Raw genomic sequence first — 21,613 nt, 5'->3', positions numbered from 1 at the left:
CCATCCTGCTCCCCGAGCCGGAGCAACAGCCCGAGGAGGAACCGCAGAAGGACGCCTCCTGAGGCGAACCCGGCGATGACCTCCAGGATACCCGTCCTCGGCGTCCGACACGTCGGGGTCCCGCGGTCCCACGCCGAGCCGGAGTTGAGGCTCGGGCGTGGTCAGGGTGCGATAGCCCCCGGCGAGGCGGCGGTGGCCACCTGCCGCCCATACCCGCTGGAGAGGCTCCTGAGCGCCCTGCGCCCGCTCATGCCGGCGCTCGTCCCCGAAGAGGCGGCGGTGCTCCTCACGCCCCACACCTCACCGGCGCGCGAGTGCGTGTGCGGCATCTACGCCTACAACGAGATCGGGGAGAGGTTCAGGGACACCTACTTCTGCGTGTATCTGGGGTGGGGACGCGTCTACCACGGCAGACACTACTGGAGGGCACAGTACGCGAAGCCCCTCGCGCTCGGCAAGCTCGGCCACCCCGAAAGGTACGATCCGGCGGGGAGGCGGGCCGCCTGGATAGAGAGGCTCGCACGGAGGTACGACATCCCGCTCCTGCCGCTCGACCGTCTGTACCGCTACGTGGAACACTTCGGGCGGTGGCCCGAAGAGGCGGGGGTGAGCGAGGGGGCCGGGCGTTGACCACCCGTCCGTAGAGGAATATAGTTCTCGTATTCCCCGGGGATTTCCTTGCAGGGAGAGGTTTTTCGCGGGCCAGCTTTTCCAGGGAGGGTAGTTTCCGATGGCATCCGTTCCGAGGCACGGTTTGTTCTCACAGGCTAGAGGGCTCACCACGGACCAGCGCAACGCGTTCATAGCAGCCTTTCTCGGCTGGACCATGGATGCGTTCGATTACTTCCTGCTCATCTTCGTGCTCTCCGAGGTTGCGAGCTCCTTCGGGGCCAGCGTCACGCAGGTGGCGTTCGCCACGACGCTCACGCTCGTCGCCCGGCCCTTCGGGGCTCTTTTCTTCGGGCTGCTCGCCGACAGGTTCGGCAGACGCCTCCCTCTGATGGCGGACGTACTCTTCTACACCATCGTCGAGTTCCTCACGGGGTTCTCCAATTCCCTGACGATGCTTCTGGTCCTGAGGACCCTCTACGGCATCGGTATGGGTGGAGAATGGGGCATCGGAGCCTCGCTCGCGTTGGAGAAGATACCGCCCGAGAAGCGGGGGTTCTTCTCGGGCGTGCTGCAGGAGGGCTACGCCTTCGGGTACCTGCTCGCCGCTCTGATGTTCTATCTGGTGACCCAGCTGCTGGGGCTGAGCTGGCACTGGCTGTTCTTCATCGGGGCACTCCCGGCGCTGCTGGTCCTGTTCATCCGTGCGCGGGTGGGAGAGTCCGAAGCCTGGGAGCAGACCCAGGAGAGGATGCGCCAGACCAGAACCAGCCTCAGCGAGGTGGTGTTCAACCGGACGGTGCTTCGGCGGTTCGTCTACCTGGTAATCCTGATGGGCTTCTTCAACTTCATGAGCCACGGCACCCAGGACATCTACCCCACCTTCCTCGAGGAGCAACACGGGTTCTCTTCCGATATGGCCGTACTCGTCGCCGTCATCTACAACGTCGGAGCGATAATCGGCGGCATCGTGGTGGGCTCGCTCTCCGAGCGCATCGGCAGGAGGCGGGCGATCATCGCCTCGGCGCTCGTCGGAATTCCGATAGTACCCCTCTTCGCTCTCTCCTCCTCGCCCGGGTTCCTCGCGGCTGGGGCCTTCCTGATGCAGTTCGTGGTGCAGGGGGCCTGGGGCGTGATCCCGGCGCACCTCACCGAGATGTCCTACGACGAGATCCGGGGTTTCTTCCCTGGCGTCACCTACCAGCTCGGGAACCTCCTGGCCGCGCTCAACCTGCCGCTGCAATCGGCGATCGCCAGCAGCACAGGGGGCAACTACGCGCTCGGTCTCCTGGCGGTCACGATTCCCGTCCTAATCGGGGTGGCGGTGGTGACGGCGCTCGGCGGCGAGGCACGCGGGGTACGCTTCGGCAAGGGCGAGGCGGGCAGGGTCTCCTGAGACACTGGAGAGCGGCAGGATCGGGGATATAATCGCCCCGGTATGCTTGCGCTGATCTTCAACTCCTTCGTGACGCTGCTGGTGGTGGTCGACCCGCTCGGCCTCGCCCCGGTCTTCGCCGCCCTCACCCGGGGTTCCCCCAGTGGCTACAAGCGGGAGGCGGCCGTGCGGGGCACCCTCCTGGGTGCAGCCATACTCTTCGTCTTCGCGTTCATAGGAGACGGGCTTCTCGCAGCGCTGGGGATAGGTATGCCGGCCTTCAGGATAGCCGGGGGCATCCTTCTTTTCCTGACCGCGCTCGACATGGTCTTCGGGCATCCCCTGGGGCACCCATCCCAAACCCAGAACCAGGAAGGCCCGGTGGTAAAGAGCGATATCTCGGTCTTCCCCCTCGCCATACCCCTCATCGCCGGGCCGGGAGCGATAACTACCGTCCTGCTCTACACGGGCGGTAGCAGTCCGGTGGAGACCGCTGTCTTTCTCGGCGTGCTCGCGTTCGTGCTCTTGCTGGTACTCGGATCGCTGCTGCTGGCGCCAAGGGTGATGCGCCTGTTCGGCGAGACTGGTTCGGACGTGATCTCGCGGATACTCGGGGTGCTGCTCGCGGCGCTGGCCGTGCAGTTCGTCCTGGACGGGCTGCGGCCGGTGCTGCGCGTCTAGAGAGTCAACCGTCTGAGCGTATATACTCAACAGGGTATGTCGAGAGATCCGATAGTCGTCGTAGGTGGGTTCATGTCGTGGCCGTGGCGGTACACGTCCCTGGCCCGTGCGCTCCGGGAGGTCTCCGGCGCCCCGGTCTACGTGGTACCGATGACGCCGCTCGACTGGATCATGGGAGCGTTCCGGGGCTTTGGCCAGCTGGTCTTCGCGATCGGCAGGACGGTAGATCGGGCCTTGCTGGAGACCGGGGCGGAGAGGGTCGCCCTCGTCGGCCACTCGGCCGGGGGCATAGCCTGCAGGGTCTACATCGGAGGTGACCAACCCTATGGCGGCAGGCGCTACTCGGGTCACCGGCGAGTGTCGCGCCTCGTCACGCTGGGCTGCCCGCACGTGGTGGCCGACAGGAGGGGCCTAGCGACGATCGCGGAGATCAACCGGCTCTTCCCGGGAGCGCTGCACAAAACCGCAGGCATAGACTACGTCTCCGTCGTCGGGGTCGCGGTCGACGGCTCGAAATCCTTCCGGGCGCGCCGGCGCTACGAGCGTGTGACCCACGATGGTCGGGTCAGCGGGGACGGAGTGATCCCCGTCTCCTGCGCCTTCCTGCCCGGTTCAGAGAGGATAATGCTCGATGGCGTCTTCCACCACGTGGGCCTGGGACGCTGGTACGGCTCGGACCCGGAGACGGTCGCGCTGTGGTGGTACGGTGAGTCCCCCGGGCGAACTCCTCTTGCGGAGGACGGAAGCGCGCGGTAGCCTCGAAACAGCAGACGAAGATCGGAGAGCCATTGTCCCAGGGAAACGATCCTGGAAGCAGGAAGAGAGAAGACCCGCTCTGGGAGATCCTTCCCCCGGAGGGTTCCTCGCTGCGTGAGGCGATGCGCCACTTCCCCACGGGCGTCACCGTACTCACCACCGGCCGCGGAGAGCGGGCCGAAGGGATGACGGCGAACGCGGTGATCTCGGTCTCCCTCGACCCTCCCCTCATGCTGGTGAGCGTGAACCGGCAGGCCAGGATCCACGACCGTCTGCAGGAGGAGGGCTACTACGCCCTGAACCTCCTGGCCGACGACCAGGAGGGCCTCTCGAGGCTGTTCGCCTCCCCGGAGAGATCGAGTGGGCTTCAGGCCGTGAACTCACTCGGCGGCGGTTACGGATCGACCGGCGCTCCCCTGGCAGCCGGGGCGCTCGCCGCGATAGAGTGCGAGATAGAAGCGGTCTACCCCGGAGGCGACCACGACCTCTTCCTGGGGCGCGTCGTGGAGGTGCGGCTCGGCGACGTGCGCAAAGGCCCGCTCGTCTACCACGAGGGAACCTACCCCTCCCTGAGACCCACACCCTCCCCCGCGGAAGGGCCGGGGGCGTTCGTGGACGCGGTGCGCGGCTACGACGCCCGGGTGAGCGGCCTGCGCCGCAGAAAGCGCCGCTGAAGCCCGCACCCTCTTCGCCCCGCCGGGGTGTGAAGACCTTCTCTCCTTCACTACCCCTCCCGGATACCCGGATGCTTGACAGACCAAGATGCCGTGGTCCAATCCCGATATATCATGTAGTGTTTTTCGGCGAAGGGGGTTTTAAAAAGCGATGCAGAAGGTCGAAAGGAGAGTTTCGGGCGGCCCGGGAAGCCCTGAAGCCGGGGGGCTACCGCGGGTCCGCTTCGGGGTTCTCGCCGGGGCTGTGGTCGTGGCCGCGGCGCTCGGTTACGGCGTCGAGCGGGTCGGTGAGACGAGGATGCTCGCCCTCTATGCGATCGCGCTGCTGCTCGGGGTGGCGCTCTACCACGCGAGGTTCGGCTTCACATCCGCGTTCAGGCAACTCGTGACGGTCGGGCAGGGAGCGGGCCTGCGGGCACACATGCTGATGATCGCGGCGGCGAGCCTGCTCTTCGCCCCGATTCTGGCCTACGGGATCGGCGTCGGCGGGATCCATCCGAGCGGGTACGTCTATCCGCTCGGGCTCAGCGTGGCGGTCGGGGCTTTCATGTTCGGGGTCGGGATGCAGCTGGGCGGAGCGTGTGCCTCGGGTTCCCTGTACACGGTCGGGGGCGGTGAGACCCGGATCGTCCTGACCCTTTTCGGGTTCGTCGTCGGCTCGGTGCTCGGGGCCTGGAACTGGGGCTTCTGGACCCAGGAGGCATTCAACTGGAGGACCATCTCTCTCGCCGACACCCGCTTCGGATACGCCGGTGCGGTGGTCATCCAGCTCGCCATCGTGGCCGCGATTGTTGTGGTAAGCCGCGCCGTCGAACGCAGGAAGCAGTCCCCCAAGTATGCTCCGCGACCGCACGCAAGCGGCCTGGCCCGCACCGTGCGCGGGACGTGGCCGCTGTGGGCCGGGGCGCTGGCTCTCGCGGTGCTCAACGCCGCGACCCTTATGCTCAGCGGCAAGCCCTGGGGGATAACCAGCGCGTTCGCCCTGTGGGGGTCGAAGGCAGCGCAGGCGGTCGGAGTCGACGTGGGATCCTGGAGCTACTGGTCCGGAGATAAGGCAGCCGCGCTGCATGCGCCCGTCCTCTCCGACGTGACCTCGGTGATGGACTTCGGGATCATACTCGGGGCGATGGCCGCCGCCGCGGCGGGCGGCACCTTCGCCATCCAGCGGCGCGTTCCATTGAAGGCGGCGGCCGCTGCCATCGTCGGGGGCATCCTGATGGGCTATGGAGCCAGGATCGCCTACGGGTGCAACATCGGGGCGTACTTCGGTGGGGTTGCCTCCTTCAGCCTGCACGGGTGGTTGTGGCTGGTGATGGCGCTCGCCGGAACCTATCTCGGGACGAGGCTGCGCCCGCTCTTCGGGCTCTCCAACCCGAAGCCGGAAGACTCTTCCTGCTGAGTGCTAAACGTCGGGAACGAGCGATCCCACCTCGGCGGCCGAAGGTAGCGAGCTTCTCGCTCCGGCGCGGGTGACGGTGATGGCCCCCGCGGCAACCGCGTGGGAGACCGCCCCCGCAAGGTCCGCGCCGGCGGCCAAGCGGGCAGCGAGCGCCCCGACGAAGGCGTCGCCGGCCGCGGTGGTATCCACCGCCTCCACCCGGGGGGCAGGGACGTGGCGTACATCACCGGGGGCGGCCACGACCGCCCCCGAGGCGCCGAGCGTCACCACCGCGGAGCCGGGACCGCGGGCGAGGAGTTCTCCGGTCGCCCGCGAAGCCCCTCCGACGCCCTCGACCTCCCGACCGAGCAGGAAGGCCACCTCGTGCTCGTTGACGACGAGGATATCGGTCGAGCGCAGCAGGTCTTCCGGGATACGGGACGGCGGGGCCAGGTTGAGCACGAACCTGGCCCCGCTCTTCCGGGCGAGGCGGGCCGCCTGCTCGACGCAGGCGAGGGGTATCTCCATCTGGCAGACGACGACCGAGAGCCCGCCGAGACGTCGCCAGGCCAGGTCCACATCGGTGGGGCTCAGGGCACGGTTCGCACCGGGGGCCACCGTGATGGCGTTCTCCCCGTCCGGGGTGACGGTTATGAACGCCGTGCCGGTGTGAACGCCCTCCGCGGAAGAGACCAGGCTCGTGTCAACCCCGGTCTCCCCCAGCTCCCGGACGAGCTCCTTCCCGAAGGCGTCGTCGCCCACGCGGCCGAGGAAGGCGACCCGCGCGCCGAGCAGGGCAGCGGCTGCGGCCTGGTTGGCACCCTTGCCCCCACCGTGCAGGGAGAGCTCGGCGCCAGTGACCGTCTCCCCGGGTTGCGGCCGGCGCTCGACCCGGAGCACGAAGTCCTGGTTTATCGAGCCGACGACCAGAACGTCCGGCACGGGAGTCTACCCCGCGGCCCGGACGAAGGCACCGGCTCTGTAGAGCTGCCCGGGAAGCTCCCTGCCCAGGTGCACCGAGAGCCAGCCGGCACAGGAGATCAGACGCTCGAGGTCCAGGCCGGTCTCGTACCCCATCCTCTCCAGGAGGTACGCGAGGTCCTCGGTGGCTATGTTGCCGGTCGCGCCCGGCGCGAACGGGCAGCCGCCGACGCCCCCGATCGAGGAATCGAGCACCGAGACCCCGGCCTCCACCGCGGCCAGCGCGTTGGCGTACCCGGTGTTGCGGGTGTTGTGGAAGTGGCACCCGACGACGGGGCAGAGGTCCAGGACCTCCCCGATCAGAGCCCTCACCTGCGCGGGCGCGGCGACGCCTATGGTGTCGGCGAGCACCAGTTCGTCCGGCCCGGCGGCTGCCACCTCGCGCGCGAGCTCCACGACCTTCTCCTGCGGCACGCTGCCCTCGAAAGGACACCCGAAGGCCACGGAGAGGGTTACCGAGACCCTCACCCCGTCGAGCCGGGCCCGCTCCACCAGGTGGAGCGCGAGGTCGAGCGCCTCCTCGACGGTGGTGTTCTGGTTGCGCCTGGCGAAAGATTCGGTCACCGGCAGGGCGTAACGTACCTCGTCGACACCCGCACCGAGCGCTCGCTCGTAACCACGCTCGTTCAGAACGAGCCCGCAGTAGAGCACGCCGGGCTCCCGCACCAGCGAGGAGAAGACATCCTCGGCCCCGGCCATCTGCGGTACCAGCTCCTCGTTGACGAAGCTCGCCGCCTCTATCCGCCGCACGCCGGCGGAGACCAGCCGCTCGCATAGCTCGGCGCGTATCTGCGGGCGTAGCACGGTCTTCTCGTTCTGCAGCCCGTCGCGCGGCCCTACCTCCACGACTTCTATGTGGCGCATCGGATCCACTCCTCTCACCCGGAACCACCCCCTGAACTTATATCACAGGATACTGACCCATCGTTCAACGAAACAGAGGATCGTCACCCCCCGGGGATATACTGATACCAACCGTACAGCGGGGAGAGGAGGATGGATGGCGACGGTGGTTCTCGTGGGGACGCTGGACACCAAGGGCGAGGAGTACGCTTTCCTGAGCGAGCGGCTGCGGGAGCTCGGGGTGGATGTGATCCTGGTGGACGCCGGGGTGCTCGGCGAGCCGAAGGCGACCCCGGACATTCCCCGCGAGGAGGTGGCACGGGCCGCCGGGACCAGCATAGAGGTACTGGTGGGGGCGGGAGACCGCGGCGCGGCCGTCGGGACGATGTCGCGCGGGGCCGGAGAGATCGTGCACAGGCTCCACGATGAGGGGCGGCTCGACGCGGTGCTCGGGCTCGGAGGCTCCGGAGGCACCTCGCTCGTGACGGGTGCGATGCGAAGCCTGCCGGTGGGCGTACCGAAGATCATGGTCTCCACGATGGCCTCCGGCGACACCCGCCCCTACGTCGGGGCGTCGGACGTAACGATGATGTACTCGGTCGTGGACATCTCCGGGATCAACCGCCTCTCCGCCCGCATACTCACCAACGCCGCGGCTGCGGCGGCGGGCATGGCCCGAGCGGAAGCTCCGCAGGGGGCCGGCGAAGACCGCCCGCTCGTCGGGGCGACGATGTTCGGGGTGACGACGCCCGCGGTCGAGGCGGCCCGGGAGCGGCTCGAGGAGCTGGGCTACGAGGTTCTGGTCTTCCACGCCACCGGGACCGGCGGGCGCTCGATGGAGGCCCTGATGCGCGACGGCTTCATCACCGGTGTGCTGGACCTGACGACGACCGAGCTCGCCGACGAGCTAGTCGGCGGGGTGCTCTCCGCGGGCCCCGACCGGCTGCAGGCGGCGGGCGAGCTCGGGCTGCCGCAGGTCGTCTCTCTGGGCGCCCTGGACATGGTCAACTTCGGGCCCAGGGAGACGGTGCCGGAGCGCTTCCGGAACAGGAGGCTCCACGAGCACAACCCCACGGTCACCCTGATGCGCACGACCCCCGAAGAGTGCGCCGAGCTCGGCAGGACGATCGCCCGCAAGCTGAGCGCCGCGCGGGGCCCGACGACCCTGTTCGTGCCGCGCGGCGGACTCTCCGCCATCGACCGCGAGGGGCAGCCCTTCCACGACCCCGAGGCCGACGGGGCGCTCTTCGAGGCCCTGCTGGAGAACCTCTCCGGGAACGTCGAGGTCGTCGAGAGCGAGGCCAACATAAACGACCCCGCCTTCGCGCGAGAGATGGCCAAGAAGCTGGACCAAAATTACAGGTCGTGGAGGAATGAAGAGCAGGAGGAGACGAGATGAAAAGAGAAGAGGCGCTCGCACGGCTGCGGAAAGAGGTCGAGCGCGGCAGGCCCATCATAGGGGCCGGGGCCGGCACCGGACTCTCGGCCAAGTGCGCCGAGGCGGGCGGGGCGGACCTGATCATCATCTACAACTCCGGGCGTTACCGGATGGCCGGGCGCGGTTCGCTCGCCGGGCTTCTGCCCTACGGGGACGCCAACGCGATAGTCGTCGAGATGGCCTCCGAGGTGCTGCCGGTGGTGAAGGACACGCCGGTCCTCGCGGGGGTCTGCGGCACCGACCCGTTCAGGCTCATGCCCAACTTCCTGAAGCAGCTCAGGGAGATGGGTTTCTCCGGGGTGCAGAACTTCCCCACCGTCGGGCTTTTCGACGGCAACTTCCGGCAGAACCTGGAAGAGACCGGGATGGGTTTCGAGCTCGAGATCGAGATGATCCGGGAGGCCCACGAACTCGACCTCCTGACCGCGCCCTACGTCTTCGACGAAGATGAGGCGCGCAGGATGGCCGCCGCCGGGGCGGACGTTTTGGTCCCTCACATGGGGCTCACCACCTCCGGGACGATCGGGGCGAAGACCGCGCTCTCGATCGAGGAGGCAGCCCGCAGGGTGCAGGCGATGCACGACGCGGCGAAGGAGGTGAACGAGGAGGTGCTCGTCCTCTGCCACGGCGGCCCGATCGCCACCCCCGAGGATGCGGCCTACGTGCTCGAGAACACCAGCGGGGTCGTCGGCTTCTTCGGGGCCTCCAGCGTGGAGCGGCTGCCGACGGAGGTCGCGATCACCGAGAACATGCGGCGCTTCAAGGGGATCGCACCGGGCTCCGTCTAGAGCGAGGGGGGCGTGTAGGCCCCGCTCTTCTCGAACGCCCGCGCGGCGCGCAGCACGGTCTCCTCGTCCCACCTCCGGCCTACGAGCATCATGCCCACGGGCAACCCCTCCGAAACCCCGCAGGGAACGTTCATCGCCGGGTGCCAGCTCACGTCGAAGGGGGCGGTGTTCGGGATCATCTCGAGTCCCCGGGCTATGATCTCCTCGCGCGGGGCATCCGGGGCGGGTATCTCCGTCGCCTTCATCGGGAGCGTCGGCATCAGGAGCAGGTCCACCTCCCCGAGCGCCGCGTCGTAGGCGGCCCTGAGCCTGCGCGCCAGGTTCTGCGCCCTCGCGTAGTAGCGCCCTCCGTAGCGCTCGCGCACGTACTCACCGAGGAGCATCGTGAGCTTGACGGTCTCGGAGAGTTCGTCCGCAAGCAACCGCCTGCCCCGCCCGTAGACCTCGAGCAGCGAGGTCGGGTAGTGACCGGACCAGTTGGTGCCGAGCGCGTTGCCCTTTACCATGAGCTCGGTCGCTCCCTCGATGGCGATCCCGTTCCAGACGTGGATCCCGTCGCGGTGCATCGGGATGGAGATCCGGCGCACCTCCGCCCCGAGCTCGCTGAACCTCTGCGCCGCGCTCCGCACCGTCTCGTCCACGTCTTCCTCGGAGAGGCCGGGTAGGCCGAACCCCTCCTCGACGACGCCCACCCGCAGGCCCTCCACGCCCCTCTCCAGAGCTCCCAGATAGTCCCCGACCCGCACGTTCCTCTGGCGCGGGTCGAGCCCGTCCTCCCCGGCGACCACCGCGAGGAGCAACGCCACGTCGTGGACGCTGGCGGCGATGGGGCCGGTGTGGTCGAGAGTGAGCTCTATCGGGAAGATCCCGGTGTAGGGGACCAGCCCGTAGGTGGGCTTGAGGCCGTAGGTCCCGCACCAGCAGGAGGGGATTCGTATAGAGCCTCCCTGGTCCCCGCCGATCGCCATGTCCACCTCTCCGGCGGCGACCAGCGCCGCGCTCCCGCTCGACGAACCGCCCGCCGAGCGAGCGTGGTCGTGGGGGTTTCGCACGGGCCCCGTGTCCGAGGTGTGGCTCCCCCCGGAGAAGCAAAGGTGCTCGCAGACGGCCTTGCCCGCTATCTCACCCCCGGCGTCCAGGATGCGGGTGACGATGGTCGCGTCGAACTCGGGGACGTACCCCTCGAGCGTGGCCGATCCGTTCATCATCGGCACCCCGGCGACGCAGACGTTGTCCTTTATCGCAAGGCGCTTTCCATAGAGGAGACCGCTCCCGACGCCTTTTATCGAGCACCTGTAGTACCAGGCCCCGAGAGGGTTCTCCGCGGGGTCGGGACGGTAGCCGCCGCTCCTGGGATACTTCACCCGGGGTACGGGCTCGGCCAGCTCGTCGAGCCTGCGGTACGATGTGGAGAGCGTCGCCTCCATCAACGCCGCGAAAGAGGCCGCATCCTCCCTCTCCAGATGCAGCCCGAAGCGGCCTCCGATCTCCTCCACCTGACCGACCGAAGGCTTCGTGCTCACCATGTGTACCGGTCCTCCTCTCCGCCACTCGCCCTCACGGGCAAGCTAGCAAAGAGGAGGCGCCGGATCAACTCCCCGCAGGCACCCTCTCTCTGTCAACGCCGGCCTTCGCGATGCGGCCGTCCGTTCCGTTCGCAGTCCCCCCTCCCGCGACGGCGAGCAGCCTCTCTCGCGCGTCGAGCAGGATGCCGGCTACCTCTTCCTTTAGCCGTTCGTCCCGGCCGTACGAGGCCCGCGTCCTGACGAGCGCGAGATCGAGCAACTCCACCGCGTCCCTGAGGGTTCCATCGAGGTTCAGATAACCCTCGCAGCGACGAAGTCGCGGAAGACTCATGACCGTACCTCGTACCATCTCATCCGACACACCGGAGAGGTCCGGCACCCCGCCTCAGGACCTACGGTTGCGGGGCGCCGGACGCGCCGGCTCGGGCGTTGCGACGACGCAAACTCCAAGGGGGTCGGCGCTTTTTATATTATGCACCTGGACTTCCATTATTCACGTATCCGGGGATACAACGAGACGAATATCATATTCTTCCCCCAAGGAAAGCTTCCCGTTCGATGCTCACGAGCGCTATCGTTCCGTCAGAGGCACTCCCCGGCCAGGGATCCAGTGCGAACCTGGTGAAGCTGCCGAGCGAGCCCTCCAGGAGCTGCAACCGCAGCTCCTCCGCCGGTACTCCCCTGGGAATCCAGCCGGGTTGTAGCCCCTCGACGAGCGCGAAGCAGATCGCCTCCCCGGCGGTGCTAAAGACCGGCAGGGTCCCGCCTTCCAGAGAGATCGGGGGCGTGCCAGCGCCACCGGAGAAGAGCAGCCAGTAAGAACCACAACCCGGCAGCTCCCCACTGCGCCCCGCCCGAATCCCATCTCGTACGAACTCTGACATGGATTCGGCTATTCTGCAGCAGCGCGGGAGAGGGGTAAGTATCCTTGGGCACCATTCATGGAAAATCCTGTGGGACGCGCCCGGCGACCAACTCCAGGGCCTCGACGTCCTTCACCCGGATGCGGCGCCTGCGCACCTCGATCATCCCGGCCCGGCGCAGACCGCCGAGCGCTTTGGTGACCGCCTCCCGGTTCGCCCCGATCATCGTGGCCAGCTCCCGATGTGTGTAGGGGGTGTCAACCTCGTAGACACCGCCCTTCACCACCCCCTCCGCTTCCACGAGTCGCAGGATCAGGCTCGCGAGCCGGGCAGGTACGGCTTTGAGGGCGATTTCCGCGAGGCGTTCCTCCTGCACCCGGAGCCTCTCCCCCAGAAGCTCGACCACACGGAGGCCCACCTCGGGGTGGGAGAGGACGAGCTCCTTGAAGTCCTCGACGCCGAGCAGGCTCACCTCAGAGGGCTCGGTGGCCTCGGCGAACGAGTCGTGCATACGCTGGGCGGTGAGCGACATCTCACCGAAGACCGTGCCGGCCCCGAGCACCGCAAGCGTCAGCTCGCGGCTGCCGACCATTTTGTATATCCTCACCCTCCCCCGGAGGAGGATGAAGAGGATCTCGCTCTTCTGGCCGGGGGCGTAGAGCAGCTCCCCGGGCGACAGTTCCATGTCCGGCAGCCGGCGTCCGAGCTCCTCGACCTCATGGCGGGAGAGAGGTTCGAGTATGTCCGTGAGGGAGAGAATCCGTATCTTCTCTTCCGGAACTCCCAATACGCCCTCACCCCTTCTTCAACGGCTCTCGGGATCACGATCCATCTCCAGACCCCTGCGCGCCTTCTCGGCAGCCTCGAGGCGGGCGCGCGCCCGCTCGCGCCGCGCCCTGAGTCGCGCGGTCTCGGTCCCGGAGAGCTTCCCTCGCTCCCCGGCCTCGATGCACAACCCGAGCTGCAGCATCACCGCCCGCAGGGAGGCTATCCTGTCCTCGAGGTACAGCCTGCTGGCGTGCCCGGGACAGAGGATGAAGCCGAGGATGCGCACTTCGCCGGGCAACCCACACCCCGGCCCGCCGGAGATTAGCCCGAACTGGCAACCTCCGCCTCCTCGCCGACCATCCGGCGCATCCGGGCGGCTCTCTTCAAGCATACCAGCCCCCGCCCAGGCTCACCCCCCTTCCTGTTCTATCTCCGCCAGCACGGCTCCCCCCGGAACGACGTCTCCCTCAGAGAATGGGATCCTCTTCACCCTGCCGACGTACGGGGCGGAGACCGTCTGCTCGGTCTTCATCGCCTCGAGCACCAGCAGCGGCTGCCCTTCAACGACCTCTTCGCCCTCGGCGGCGAACACCTTGATCACCGTGCCCGGCATCGGGGCGGTGAGGCTGGTACGTCCGGAAGCGCCGGTCCCGCCCCCGCCGTCCGCCCGGAGCGGTTCCGGCCGTACGAACCGGTAGCTCTCCCCCTCCAGGGAGACGAAGAGCACGCCGCCGTCATGCGCGAAGCTGCCCCCAAGGATCTTCCCGTCACAGGATGCGCTGATGCGTCCATCAGCGACGCGCACCTCCTCCAGGAGGCTCACCTTCCCGTCCGACTCGACCCGCAGCGCCCCACCCGCGGCACGCCGCACCCCGACCCTGCGCTCCTCCCCTTCGAGCAGGTAGCGCAGCTCCCAGCCCCCGCCGCGCCAGGGACCGGAATCGAAAGGATCGACGACGCCACCAGAAGAAGACGTCTCGGCGGCGGCCGCGAGCAGGACGGCCTCCCCGGGCACCCGGCGCGGCCCGGTGGGCGCACCGGTGAGCCCGTGTTCTTCCAGGAAGGAAACGTGGGTCTCCCCGGAGAGGAAATCCGGCTCCGCGGCTATCCTCCTCAGCAGCGGCAGGTTCGAGGCGGGACCCAGGATCGTGTAGTCCGCGAGCGCCCGGCGCAGCCTCCTCACGGCCCGCCTGCGGTCCGGAGCCCAGACGATGAGCTTGGCGAGCATCGGGTCGTAGTTGAGCGGCACCACGTCCCCGGCCTCGAACCCCGCGTCGTTGCGGATGCCCGGGCCTTCGGGAAGCTCGCAGGCGAGCAGCTCGCCCCCCGAGGGCAATCCGGCCTCGTCCTCGGCGTAGACGCGGGCCTCTATCGCCGAGCCGCGCAGCGCGATCTCCTCCTGGGAGACCGGGAGGCGCTCCCCGGCGGCGACGGCGATCTGCAGGTGCAGAAGGTCCATCCCGGTCACGAACTCGGTCACCGGGTGCTCGACCTGCAGCCGGGCGTTCACCTCCAGGAAGTAGAAGTTCTCCCCGTCGAAGAGGAACTCCACGGTGCCCGCGTTGTAGTAACCCGCCTCGCGGGCGAGCCGGACGGCCGCGGCGCAGACCTCCTCGCGCTTCTGCGCGTCGAGTGCCGGGGAGGGGGCCTCCTCGACGATCTTCTGGTGGCGGCGCTGGATCGAACACTCCCTCTCGTAGAGGTGGATGACGTTGCCGTGCTTGTCGCCGATCACCTGCACCTCGATGTGCCGCGGGCGCTCTATGAGCTTCTCCAGGAAGACCGAGCCGTCCCCGAAAGCCGAGGCGGCCTCCCTGCGGGCGCTCTGCACCGCCTCCGGGAACTCCTTCGGGTCCGCGACGGCACGCATCCCGCGCCCACCGCCGCCGGCGGAGGCTTTGATCAGGACGGGGTACCCGATCTCGCGGGCCGCCCCGGCGAGTTTCTCGTCGTCGGCGTCCGGGTCCATGAAGCCCGGCACCGTCGGAACCCCGGCCCGCTGCGCGAGCTCCTTCGCCCGGGTCTTGAGGGCCATCGCCTCCATCGCCTCCGGCGGCGGCCCGACCCAGACCGCCCCCGCCTCCTCGACCGCCCGGGCGAAGGCGGCGTTCTCGGAGAGGAAGCCGTAGCCCGGGTGCACGGCGTCGGCGCCGCTTCTGCGGATCACGTCGGCGATGCGTTCTATGTTCAGGTAGCTCTCGGTCGCCGGAGCGGGGCCTATCGGGTACGACTCGTCGGCGAGCCGCCGGTGCAGGGAGCCGGCATCGGCCTCCGAATAGACCGCCACGGTCCTGATGCCGAGCTCCCGACAGGCCCGGATGACGCGCACGGCGATCTCGCCCCGGTTGGCGACGAGCAGCTTATCGAACGGCGGGTTCAACGGCTCACCTCCTCCCTCCACGCGGGCTCGCGTTTCTCCAGGAAAGCACCGAGCCCTTCCTGCCCCTCCTCTCCCCCGCGCAGCCGGGCGATCCAGCCCGCCATCCTCTCGGTCGCCTCCTCCGGATGCTCCTCGAGCTCGCGCAGGAGTTCCTTGGTCGCCGCGAGGGCCCTGGGGCCCCCTTTGAGAAGCCGGGAGACGGCCCGCTCCGTCGCCTCGTCGAGCGCCTCCGCGGAGGACACCTCGTGCACGAGCCCGATCTCCCGGGCCCTTCCCGCGTCGAAGCGGGAGCCGCTCAGGAAGAGCTCCCTGGCGTGGGAGATGCCGATCTTGCGCACCACGAACGGGGCGATCGTCGCCGGGGAGATCCCGAGCCTCACCTCGGTGAAGGCGAACCAGGCATCCTCAGCCGCGACGACCAGGTCGCAGGAGGCGACGAGCCCGCACCCGCCGCCGACCACGGCCCCGAAGACGCGCCCGACGACCGGTTTGGGGCAGCGGTCTATCGCCCGGTACATCGCAGCGAGGCGTCTCGCGTCCTCTACGTTCTCCTCGTGGGAGAAGCGGGCGGTCTGGCGCATGTAGCCCACGTCGGCCCCGGCGCAGAAGGATCTCCCCTCCCCGGAGAGCACGACGACGCGCACCGCATCGTCCCGTGCGGCCTCCTCGAAGCAGGAGGCAATCTCCCCGATCAGTGCCGGGTTCAGAGCGTTGTGCACCCGCGGCCTGTCGAGCAGGACGCGCAGCACCCCGCCGTCTATCTCGAGCCGCAGGTTCTCGTAGCCCAAGGTCTTCAATCTTCCTCCTCCCAGGCGTCCAAGAGCAGGGTATCGTAGGCGAAGGTGAGGTTCATCCCCTCGCCACGCAGCTTCTCCTCCACCTCGAGCAGATCGTCGTAGGAGAGCCCGTCCATCTCCTCGATGTGGGTGAGCACGGTGCGCCTCGCTCCGAGCCTGCGCACGATGCCGAGCGTCTCCTCGAAGGTGGCCTCTATCTTGAGCACCGGGTGACCCTCGGGGATGTGCCGCTCTCCCGTCAGAGGATCGAACTCTGCGAGCCCCTTCGGCAAGACCGCCAGGTCTACCCCCCGCACCGGCTCAGGCGGGTCCCAGCCCTTCAGCTCGTCCGGTGCGACGAGGGCGCGGCGCTCCCCTCCCTCTACCAGGAAGGCGTAGACCCCGTCTTCCGCCAGCTCTATCGGGGTGATGCGAAACCCGTTCGTCTCGATTTTTTCACCTTCCGCGAGCTCTATCAGCCGCACCACCCCGTAGACGTCCTCGAGGAAGGAGAGGTGCCCCCAGCTCCCCAGATACCTGCGGAAGTCGCGGGCGACCTTCTCCGGCAGGTAGACCTCGGTGAGCCCGCTCTCCGGCGGGCGTCCGAGCCAGTCCTGGTTCATCGTCTCGAAGAGGCGGCGGCCCATCACGTGGTCCGGGTGCCAGTGGGAGTAGATGCAGCGGCCCACCCGCTCGACGCGCGAGCGCTCGAGCTCGAGCTTTATCTCTTCGGGCGTGTCGACGAGCAGGTCGGGACCGTGCAGGTAGAGCGCGGGGCCCATCCTGCTGTAGGGGATGCCCCTCCTCCGCGCCTCCTCGCACACCCGGCAGCGGCACAGGGGACGCGGCGTGGTGATCGCACCTCCCGTCCCGAGGAACTCCACCCGCAGCATCGCCTACATCCTGAAGACGCCGAAGGTCGTCTCTCCGATGGGGGCGTTCGCCGCGGCCGAGAGGCCGAGCCCGAGGTACGTCCGGGTCTCGGCGGGGTCTATCACGCCGTCGTCCCAGAGGCGGGCGGTCGAGTAGTAGGGGTTGCCCTCCCGCTCGTACTTCTCGAGGATGGGCCGGCGGAACTCCTCGCGCTCCTCGTCGGTCATCGTCCTGCCCTCGCGCCGCAGCCCGTCCTCCCGCACGGTGGCGAGCACGTTCGCCGCCTGCTCGCCGCCCATCACGCTGATGCGGGCGTTGGGCCACATCCACAAAAAACGCGGCGAGTAGGCCCTGCCGCACATCCCGTAGTTGCCCGCCCCGAAGGAGCCGCCGATGATCACGGTGAACTTTGGCACCGAGGCGCAGGCGACGGCCATGACCAGCTTGGCCCCGTCCTTGGCGATCCCGCCATTCTCGTACTGTTTCCCGACCATGAAGCCGGTTATGTTCTGCAGGAAGACGAGCGGGACGTGGCGCGAGGAGCACAGCTCGATGAAGTGCGCCCCTTTGAGCGCGCTCTCGGAGAAGAGGATGCCGTTGTTGGCGAGGATGCCGACCGGGTGGCCGAAGATACGGGCGAAGCCGCACACCAGCGTCTCGCCGTAGAGCGGCTTGAACTCGTCGAAGCGGCTCGCGTCGACGATGCGGGCTATGACCTCCCGGACGTCGTAGCTCCTGCGGTAGTCCTGCGGGACGATCCCGTAGAGCTCCTGTGGATCGTAGAGAGGCTCCTCGGGGTCCGCCACCTCCCACGGGAAGCTCTTCTTGCGGTTGAGGTTCGAGACGATCTGACGCACCAGCGCGAGCGCGTGCTCGTCGTTCTCGGCCAGGTAGTCGGCGACGCCGGAGATGCGGGCGTGGACGTCGCCCCCGCCGAGCTCCTCGGCTGTGACCTCCTCGCCGGTCGCCGCCTTGACCAGCGGAGGGCCGCCGAGGAAGATCGTCCCCTGTTCGCGCACGATGACGACCTCGTCGCTCATCGCCGGGACGTAGGCCCCACCGGCGGTGCAGCTGCCCATCACGGCGGCGATCTGGGGGATCCCCTTCGCGCTCATCCTGGCCTGGTTGTAGAAGATGCGCCCGAAGTGGTCGCGGTCGGGGAAGACCTCGTCCTGCATCGGCAGGTACGCCCCGCCGGAGTCGACCAGGTAGATGCACGGCAGGTGGTTCTGCCCGGCGACCTCCTGCGCCCGCAGGTGCTTCTTGACCGTCATGGGATAGTAAGTGCCGCCCTTGACGGTGGCGTCGTTGGCGACGATGACGCACTCGGTCCCCTCGACCCGCCCGATACCGGTGACGATCCCGGCCGAAGGGACCTCCCCACCGTACATCCCCCAGGCCGCGAGCGGAGAGAGCTCGAGAAAGGCCGTCCCCGGGTCGAGGAGCCGCTCGATGCGCTCGCGTACGAGCAGCTTGCCGCGCCCGGTGTGCCTCTTTCGGGCCCGTTCGCTCCCGCCGCGGCGCACCTCTGCGGTCCTCGCGTGCAGCTCTTCGACGAGCGCCTCGAAGGCGCCCCGGTTGTCCTCGAACTCCCCGGTCTGCGTATCCGCGAAACTCTTCAGCTCTCCCATCTCACCTCACGCTCTTCTTCTCGCTCTCGCGCTCCCGCAGGACGTTGCGCCGGATCTTGCCGGTGGTGGTGAGCGGCAGCTCGGAGACGAACTCCACCTCGCGCGGGTACTCGTGGGCCCCGAGTTTCCCGCGCACGAGCTCTTTCAGCTCCTCCGCCAGGCTCTCGTCGCCCCCGCCGCCCCTGGTCACCACGAACGCCTTGACCACCTGCCCGCGCACCTCGTCCGGTTTCCCGACCGCCGCGGCCATCAACACCCGCGGGTGGCGCACGAGTGTCTCCTCGATCTCGGTCGGTCCGATCCGGTAGCCGGAGGAGTTGATCACGTCGTCCTCCCGGCCGACGAAGCGGAAGTAACCCTCCTCGTCCATCGAGGCGAGATCTCCGGTCTTCATCCACCCGCCGGCGAACTTCTCCTCCGTCGCCTCCTCGTTGTTCCAGTAGCCGATCATCATCGCCGGATCGGGGCGCCTCACCGCGACTTCCCCCACCTCGCCGGGACCGAGAACGTCCCCGCACGCGTCGATCACGGCGACCTCGTGCCCGGGGACGGCGCGTCCCATCGAACCGGGCTTCACCTCCATCACGGAGGAGCAGTTGGAGACGATGAGGTTGCACTCGGTCTGCCCGTAGAACTCGTTTATCGTGAGGCCGAGCTCCTCACGTCCCCACTCGAGGGTCTCCTCCCCGAGCGGCTCCCCGCCGCAGGCGAGGCTCTCCAGCTCGATGTCCCACCGCTCGCGGGGATGCTCGACGGCGCGCATCATCTTGAGCGCCGTCGGCGGCAGGAAGACGTTCTTCACCCCCCAGCGTTCCATGAGGTCGAAGGCTCGCTCGGGATCGAAACGCCCCATCCGGCAGGAGAGCACCGGGAGCCCCCAGTGCAGCGCGGGGAACAGAACGTCGAAGAGCCCCCCGATCCAGGCCCAGTCCGCCGGCGTCCAGAACATGTCCCCCGGCCGGGGGGCGAGCTCGTGCGGCAGGCTCACCCCCGGCAGGTGCCCGGGGAGGATCCTGTGCCCGTGCAGGGCGCCTTTGGGCGGCCCCGTGGTCCCGGAGGTGTAGATGATGATCGCGGGATCATCCGGCGCGGTCGCGACCGGCTCGAAGCGGCGGGAGGCCCGCGCGAGGAGGTCGTCGAAGCGCTCCGCTCCGGCTCCCTCCCCGTCGACGAGCACGACGTGCTCGAGGGCGGGGAGCTCCCGGCGCAAATCGGATGCGACCTCGAGGTGCGCCTCGTCGGTGACGACGACCCTGGCCCCGCTGTCGGCGAGGCGGTAGCGCAGCGCGTCCTCCCCGAAGAGCGCGAAGAGCGGCACAGCGACCGCGCCCATCTTGTAGGCGGCGATGTGGGCGACGGCGAGCTCGGGCCTCTGCGAGAGCAGCACCGCGACCCTCTCCCCCCTCTCGACCCCGAGCCCCCCGAGCGCGTTCGCGAACCGGTCTGAGGCCTCCTTGAGCTCCCGGAAGGTCCACTTCTCGGCCGTCCCGTCCTCCCGGTCGTGGATTATGGCGATCCTGCCCGCATCCCAGGCGTGCCGGTCGCAGGCGTCCACCCCGATGTTGTACGTCTCCGGAAGGGCCCACGCGAACGAGCGGCGAAGCTCCTCGTAGGACGTTCTGCGCGGTATCCGGGAGGAGAGCCGCCCGAAGAAGTCCTCGTGGATCACCGCTCCTCTCCCGCGGAGCGAGCCTCCCGGAACACGGGACGCAGATCGTCGAGCTTCTCGTAGGTCCACCAGAGGTAGTTCTCGGTCCCGCCCTCGCGCAGCGGGTGCAGATCTTCGTTCTCCGGATCGTCGAGGAACGCCTGGAAAGCCTCTTTCGAGGGCCACTCGACCAGGATCATGACCCGTCGCGGCCGGACGTCCGAGCCGTCAAGCCCGCCGTCGAGCTTCCCGAGCGCGACGACCTTCCCGCCCTGTTTCTCCACCGCCGCCACCGACCGACGAGAGTACCGCAGATAGAGGTCGTTGTCCGCCAGATCGAAGAGGTTTAGGGCGTAAAAACTCACTGTGCGACCATCCTCTCCTTCCCGCTCTCTACACCCTCCGCCCGCAGCAGGCTGCGGGCGATGATCTGCCGGTTTATCTCGGAGGTTCCCTCTCCGATCTCGTTGATCTTGACCTGTCGCCAGTAGCGGGCGACGGCGCTCGTCTCCATGAAGCCCTCGCCGCCCCAGATCTGGACCGCCTGATCAGCGGCTCTTTTGGCCGTCTCGGAGGCGAAGACTTTGGCCATGCTGGCTTCGCGCGAGAACGGCCGCCCCCGGTCCTTGAGCCAGGCGGCCTTGAGAACCATGTTGCGGGCGAGCTCTATCTCCATCGCCATGTCCGCGAGCTTGAACTGGATGGCCTGAAACTCGGAGATCGAACGCCCGAACTGCTTCCTCTCTCTGGCTCTTTGTATCGCTTCATCGAAACAGGCCTGCGCGAGCCCGACGGAGAGGGCACCGACGGCGACCCGCCCGCCGTCGAGGGTGGCGAGGAACTGGCGAAATCCGCGTCCGCGTTCACCCAGGGTGTTCTCCTCGGGGACCCGGCAGTCTTCGAAGTAGAGGGGGTGCTGGTCGGCGGCGCGCCAGCCGGTCTTCTCGTAGGAAGGCCCGCGGGTGTACCCGGGTGTGTCCTGAGGCACTATGATCGCGGTGAGCTCCGGGCGTCCGTCCTCGCGGGTCCCGGTGCGGGCGATGATCGTGACGCCTCCGGTGATGTCGGTGCCGGAGTTGGTGATCCACTTCTTCGATCCGTTTACGACCCAGTGCCCATCCTCGAGCCTGGCGGTCGTCCTCGTCCCGCCGGCGTCGGTCCCGGCCTCCTCCTCGGTGAGCCCGAACGCCCAGAGCCTCCGGCCGCCCTGGATGACCTCACCCAGATAGTGCTCCTTCTGCTCCTTCGTCCCGTAGGCGACGAAAGGGGAACAGCCGAGCGAGATGTGCGCCTCCAGCGTGATCCCGACCGAGGTATCGGCCCGGCTGATCTCCTCCAGGACCATGTTGTACGCTACGAAATCCCCCCCGCTCCCCCCGTACTCCTCGGGTATCGTCAGCCCGAGAAACCCCTCCTCGGCCATCTGGCCGACGATGTCGTACGGGAAGCGCCCCTCCCGATCCAACGCCGCCGCCCGCGGCTTTACGACCCCATCCGCAAACTCCCGCGCCTTCTCCCTCCAGGCCCGCTGCTCAGGTGTCGGATCGAAGTCCATCATCCCCTCCACTCTCGTCTCACTCTCCATTCATGAGTTTAACAGCAGCAGCCACCTGAACCCGCAATAT

The 21,613-nt window shown here is 68.1% G+C and carries 22 protein-coding genes; 8 read left to right on the top strand and 14 right to left on the bottom strand.

All coding sequences use genetic code 11. The features are described from left to right. The first annotated feature begins 75 nt into the window (after positions 1 to 75). The 6 genes from PJB24_RS11555 (at position 76) to PJB24_RS11530 (ending at position 5,494) form a co-directional block, all read left to right on the top strand. Positions 76 to 630, top strand: coding sequence for a hypothetical protein (locus tag PJB24_RS11555; protein ID WP_273846045.1), 555 nt, complete (start codon positions 76 to 78; stop codon positions 628 to 630). A gap of 100 nt (positions 631 to 730) precedes the next feature. After that, positions 731 to 2,005: an MFS transporter gene (locus tag PJB24_RS11550; protein ID WP_273846042.1), complete on the top strand. Its 1,275-nt coding sequence runs from the start codon at positions 731 to 733 to the stop codon at positions 2,003 to 2,005. A 42-nt stretch (positions 2,006 to 2,047) separates the two neighbouring features. Then, positions 2,048 to 2,665, top strand: coding sequence for a MarC family protein (locus tag PJB24_RS11545; protein WP_273846039.1), 618 nt, complete (start codon positions 2,048 to 2,050; stop codon positions 2,663 to 2,665). A gap of 36 nt (positions 2,666 to 2,701) precedes the next feature. After that, a complete protein-coding gene (locus PJB24_RS11540; RefSeq protein WP_273846037.1) occupies positions 2,702 to 3,421 on the top strand; it encodes an esterase/lipase family protein in 720 nt (239 codons plus the stop codon). Positions 3,422 to 3,453: 32 nt separating this feature from the next. Further along, positions 3,454 to 4,095, top strand: coding sequence for a flavin reductase family protein (locus PJB24_RS11535; protein ID WP_273846035.1), 642 nt, complete (start codon positions 3,454 to 3,456; stop codon positions 4,093 to 4,095). 151 nt (positions 4,096 to 4,246) lie between these two features. Next, positions 4,247 to 5,494: a YeeE/YedE family protein gene (locus PJB24_RS11530; RefSeq protein ID WP_273846031.1), complete on the top strand. Its 1,248-nt coding sequence runs from the start codon at positions 4,247 to 4,249 to the stop codon at positions 5,492 to 5,494. A gap of 3 nt (positions 5,495 to 5,497) precedes the next feature. Here PJB24_RS11530 and rbsK read toward each other — a convergent pair whose 3' ends face one another. Both rbsK and PJB24_RS11520 read right to left on the bottom strand, forming a co-directional pair. Continuing rightward, on the bottom strand, positions 5,498 to 6,415 hold the full coding sequence (gene rbsK, locus PJB24_RS11525; protein ID WP_273846029.1) for a ribokinase: 918 nt from the start codon (positions 6,413 to 6,415) through the stop codon (positions 5,498 to 5,500). A 6-nt stretch (positions 6,416 to 6,421) separates the two neighbouring features. Next, positions 6,422 to 7,318, bottom strand: coding sequence for a hydroxymethylglutaryl-CoA lyase (locus PJB24_RS11520; RefSeq protein ID WP_273846027.1), 897 nt, complete (start codon positions 7,316 to 7,318; stop codon positions 6,422 to 6,424). Between the two features lie 136 nt (positions 7,319 to 7,454). On the opposite strand from PJB24_RS11520, the gene PJB24_RS11515 reads away from it, so the two are divergent. Then, positions 7,455 to 8,696, top strand: a complete 1,242-nt coding sequence (locus PJB24_RS11515; RefSeq protein ID WP_273846026.1) for a Tm-1-like ATP-binding domain-containing protein — start codon at positions 7,455 to 7,457, stop codon at positions 8,694 to 8,696. Next, entirely contained in the window at positions 8,693 to 9,523 is an 831-nt protein-coding gene (locus PJB24_RS11510) for a phosphoenolpyruvate hydrolase family protein (protein ID WP_273846025.1), read from the top strand. Before PJB24_RS11515 ends, PJB24_RS11510 begins: the two co-directional genes overlap by 4 nt. On the opposite strand, the gene PJB24_RS11505 is transcribed toward PJB24_RS11510, so the two are convergent. From PJB24_RS11505 to PJB24_RS11450, 12 genes are all read right to left on the bottom strand, one after another. Then, complete coding sequence (locus tag PJB24_RS11505) at positions 9,520 to 11,049, bottom strand: amidase (RefSeq protein ID WP_273846022.1); 1,530 nt, start codon at positions 11,047 to 11,049, stop codon at positions 9,520 to 9,522. The two genes, PJB24_RS11510 and PJB24_RS11505, sit on opposite strands and share 4 nt — an antisense overlap. Before the next feature lie 64 nt (positions 11,050 to 11,113). Further along, a complete protein-coding gene (locus PJB24_RS11500) occupies positions 11,114 to 11,380 on the bottom strand; it encodes a hypothetical protein (RefSeq protein WP_273846019.1) in 267 nt (88 codons plus the stop codon). 193 nt (positions 11,381 to 11,573) lie between these two features. Beyond that, entirely contained in the window at positions 11,574 to 11,933 is a 360-nt protein-coding gene (locus tag PJB24_RS11495; protein WP_273846017.1) for a hypothetical protein, read from the bottom strand. A 55-nt stretch (positions 11,934 to 11,988) separates the two neighbouring features. Continuing rightward, positions 11,989 to 12,699, bottom strand: a complete 711-nt coding sequence (locus PJB24_RS11490; protein ID WP_273846015.1) for a Crp/Fnr family transcriptional regulator — start codon at positions 12,697 to 12,699, stop codon at positions 11,989 to 11,991. Between the two features lie 18 nt (positions 12,700 to 12,717). Further along, positions 12,718 to 13,071, bottom strand: a complete 354-nt coding sequence (locus PJB24_RS11485) for a hypothetical protein (RefSeq protein WP_273846013.1) — start codon at positions 13,069 to 13,071, stop codon at positions 12,718 to 12,720. An 18-nt stretch (positions 13,072 to 13,089) separates the two neighbouring features. After that, the gene (locus PJB24_RS11480; RefSeq protein WP_273846011.1) at positions 13,090 to 15,060 is read right to left on the bottom strand and encodes an ATP-binding protein; all 1,971 of its coding nucleotides are present in this window, start codon (positions 15,058 to 15,060) and stop codon (positions 13,090 to 13,092) included. Beyond that, on the bottom strand, positions 15,057 to 15,857 hold the full coding sequence (locus PJB24_RS11475) for an enoyl-CoA hydratase-related protein (RefSeq protein WP_273846009.1): 801 nt from the start codon (positions 15,855 to 15,857) through the stop codon (positions 15,057 to 15,059). Before PJB24_RS11475 ends, PJB24_RS11480 begins: the two co-directional genes overlap by 4 nt. Further along, complete coding sequence (locus tag PJB24_RS11470) at positions 15,854 to 16,729, bottom strand: MBL fold metallo-hydrolase (protein ID WP_273846006.1); 876 nt, start codon at positions 16,727 to 16,729, stop codon at positions 15,854 to 15,856. The genes PJB24_RS11475 and PJB24_RS11470 overlap by 4 nt, the downstream gene beginning before the upstream one ends. A 3-nt stretch (positions 16,730 to 16,732) precedes the next feature. Next, a complete protein-coding gene (locus PJB24_RS11465; protein WP_273846004.1) occupies positions 16,733 to 18,340 on the bottom strand; it encodes a carboxyl transferase domain-containing protein in 1,608 nt (535 codons plus the stop codon). Position 18,341: 1 nt separating this feature from the next. Continuing rightward, positions 18,342 to 20,009: an acyl-CoA synthetase gene (locus PJB24_RS11460; protein WP_273846002.1), complete on the bottom strand. Its 1,668-nt coding sequence runs from the start codon at positions 20,007 to 20,009 to the stop codon at positions 18,342 to 18,344. Continuing rightward, positions 20,006 to 20,353: a DUF1330 domain-containing protein gene (locus PJB24_RS11455; RefSeq protein ID WP_273845999.1), complete on the bottom strand. Its 348-nt coding sequence runs from the start codon at positions 20,351 to 20,353 to the stop codon at positions 20,006 to 20,008. The genes PJB24_RS11460 and PJB24_RS11455 overlap by 4 nt, the downstream gene beginning before the upstream one ends. After that, complete coding sequence (locus PJB24_RS11450; protein ID WP_273845997.1) at positions 20,350 to 21,543, bottom strand: acyl-CoA dehydrogenase family protein; 1,194 nt, start codon at positions 21,541 to 21,543, stop codon at positions 20,350 to 20,352. The genes PJB24_RS11455 and PJB24_RS11450 overlap by 4 nt, the downstream gene beginning before the upstream one ends. Positions 21,544 to 21,613: the final 70 nt, after the last annotated feature.

This window comes from Rubrobacter calidifluminis, from assembly GCF_028617075.1.
GTDB classification, from domain to species: domain Bacteria; phylum Actinomycetota; class Rubrobacteria; order Rubrobacterales; family Rubrobacteraceae; genus Rubrobacter_E; species Rubrobacter_E calidifluminis.
The sequence above is the reverse complement of the archived record's forward strand: the minus strand, read 5'-3'. Positions and strand labels throughout refer to the sequence as shown.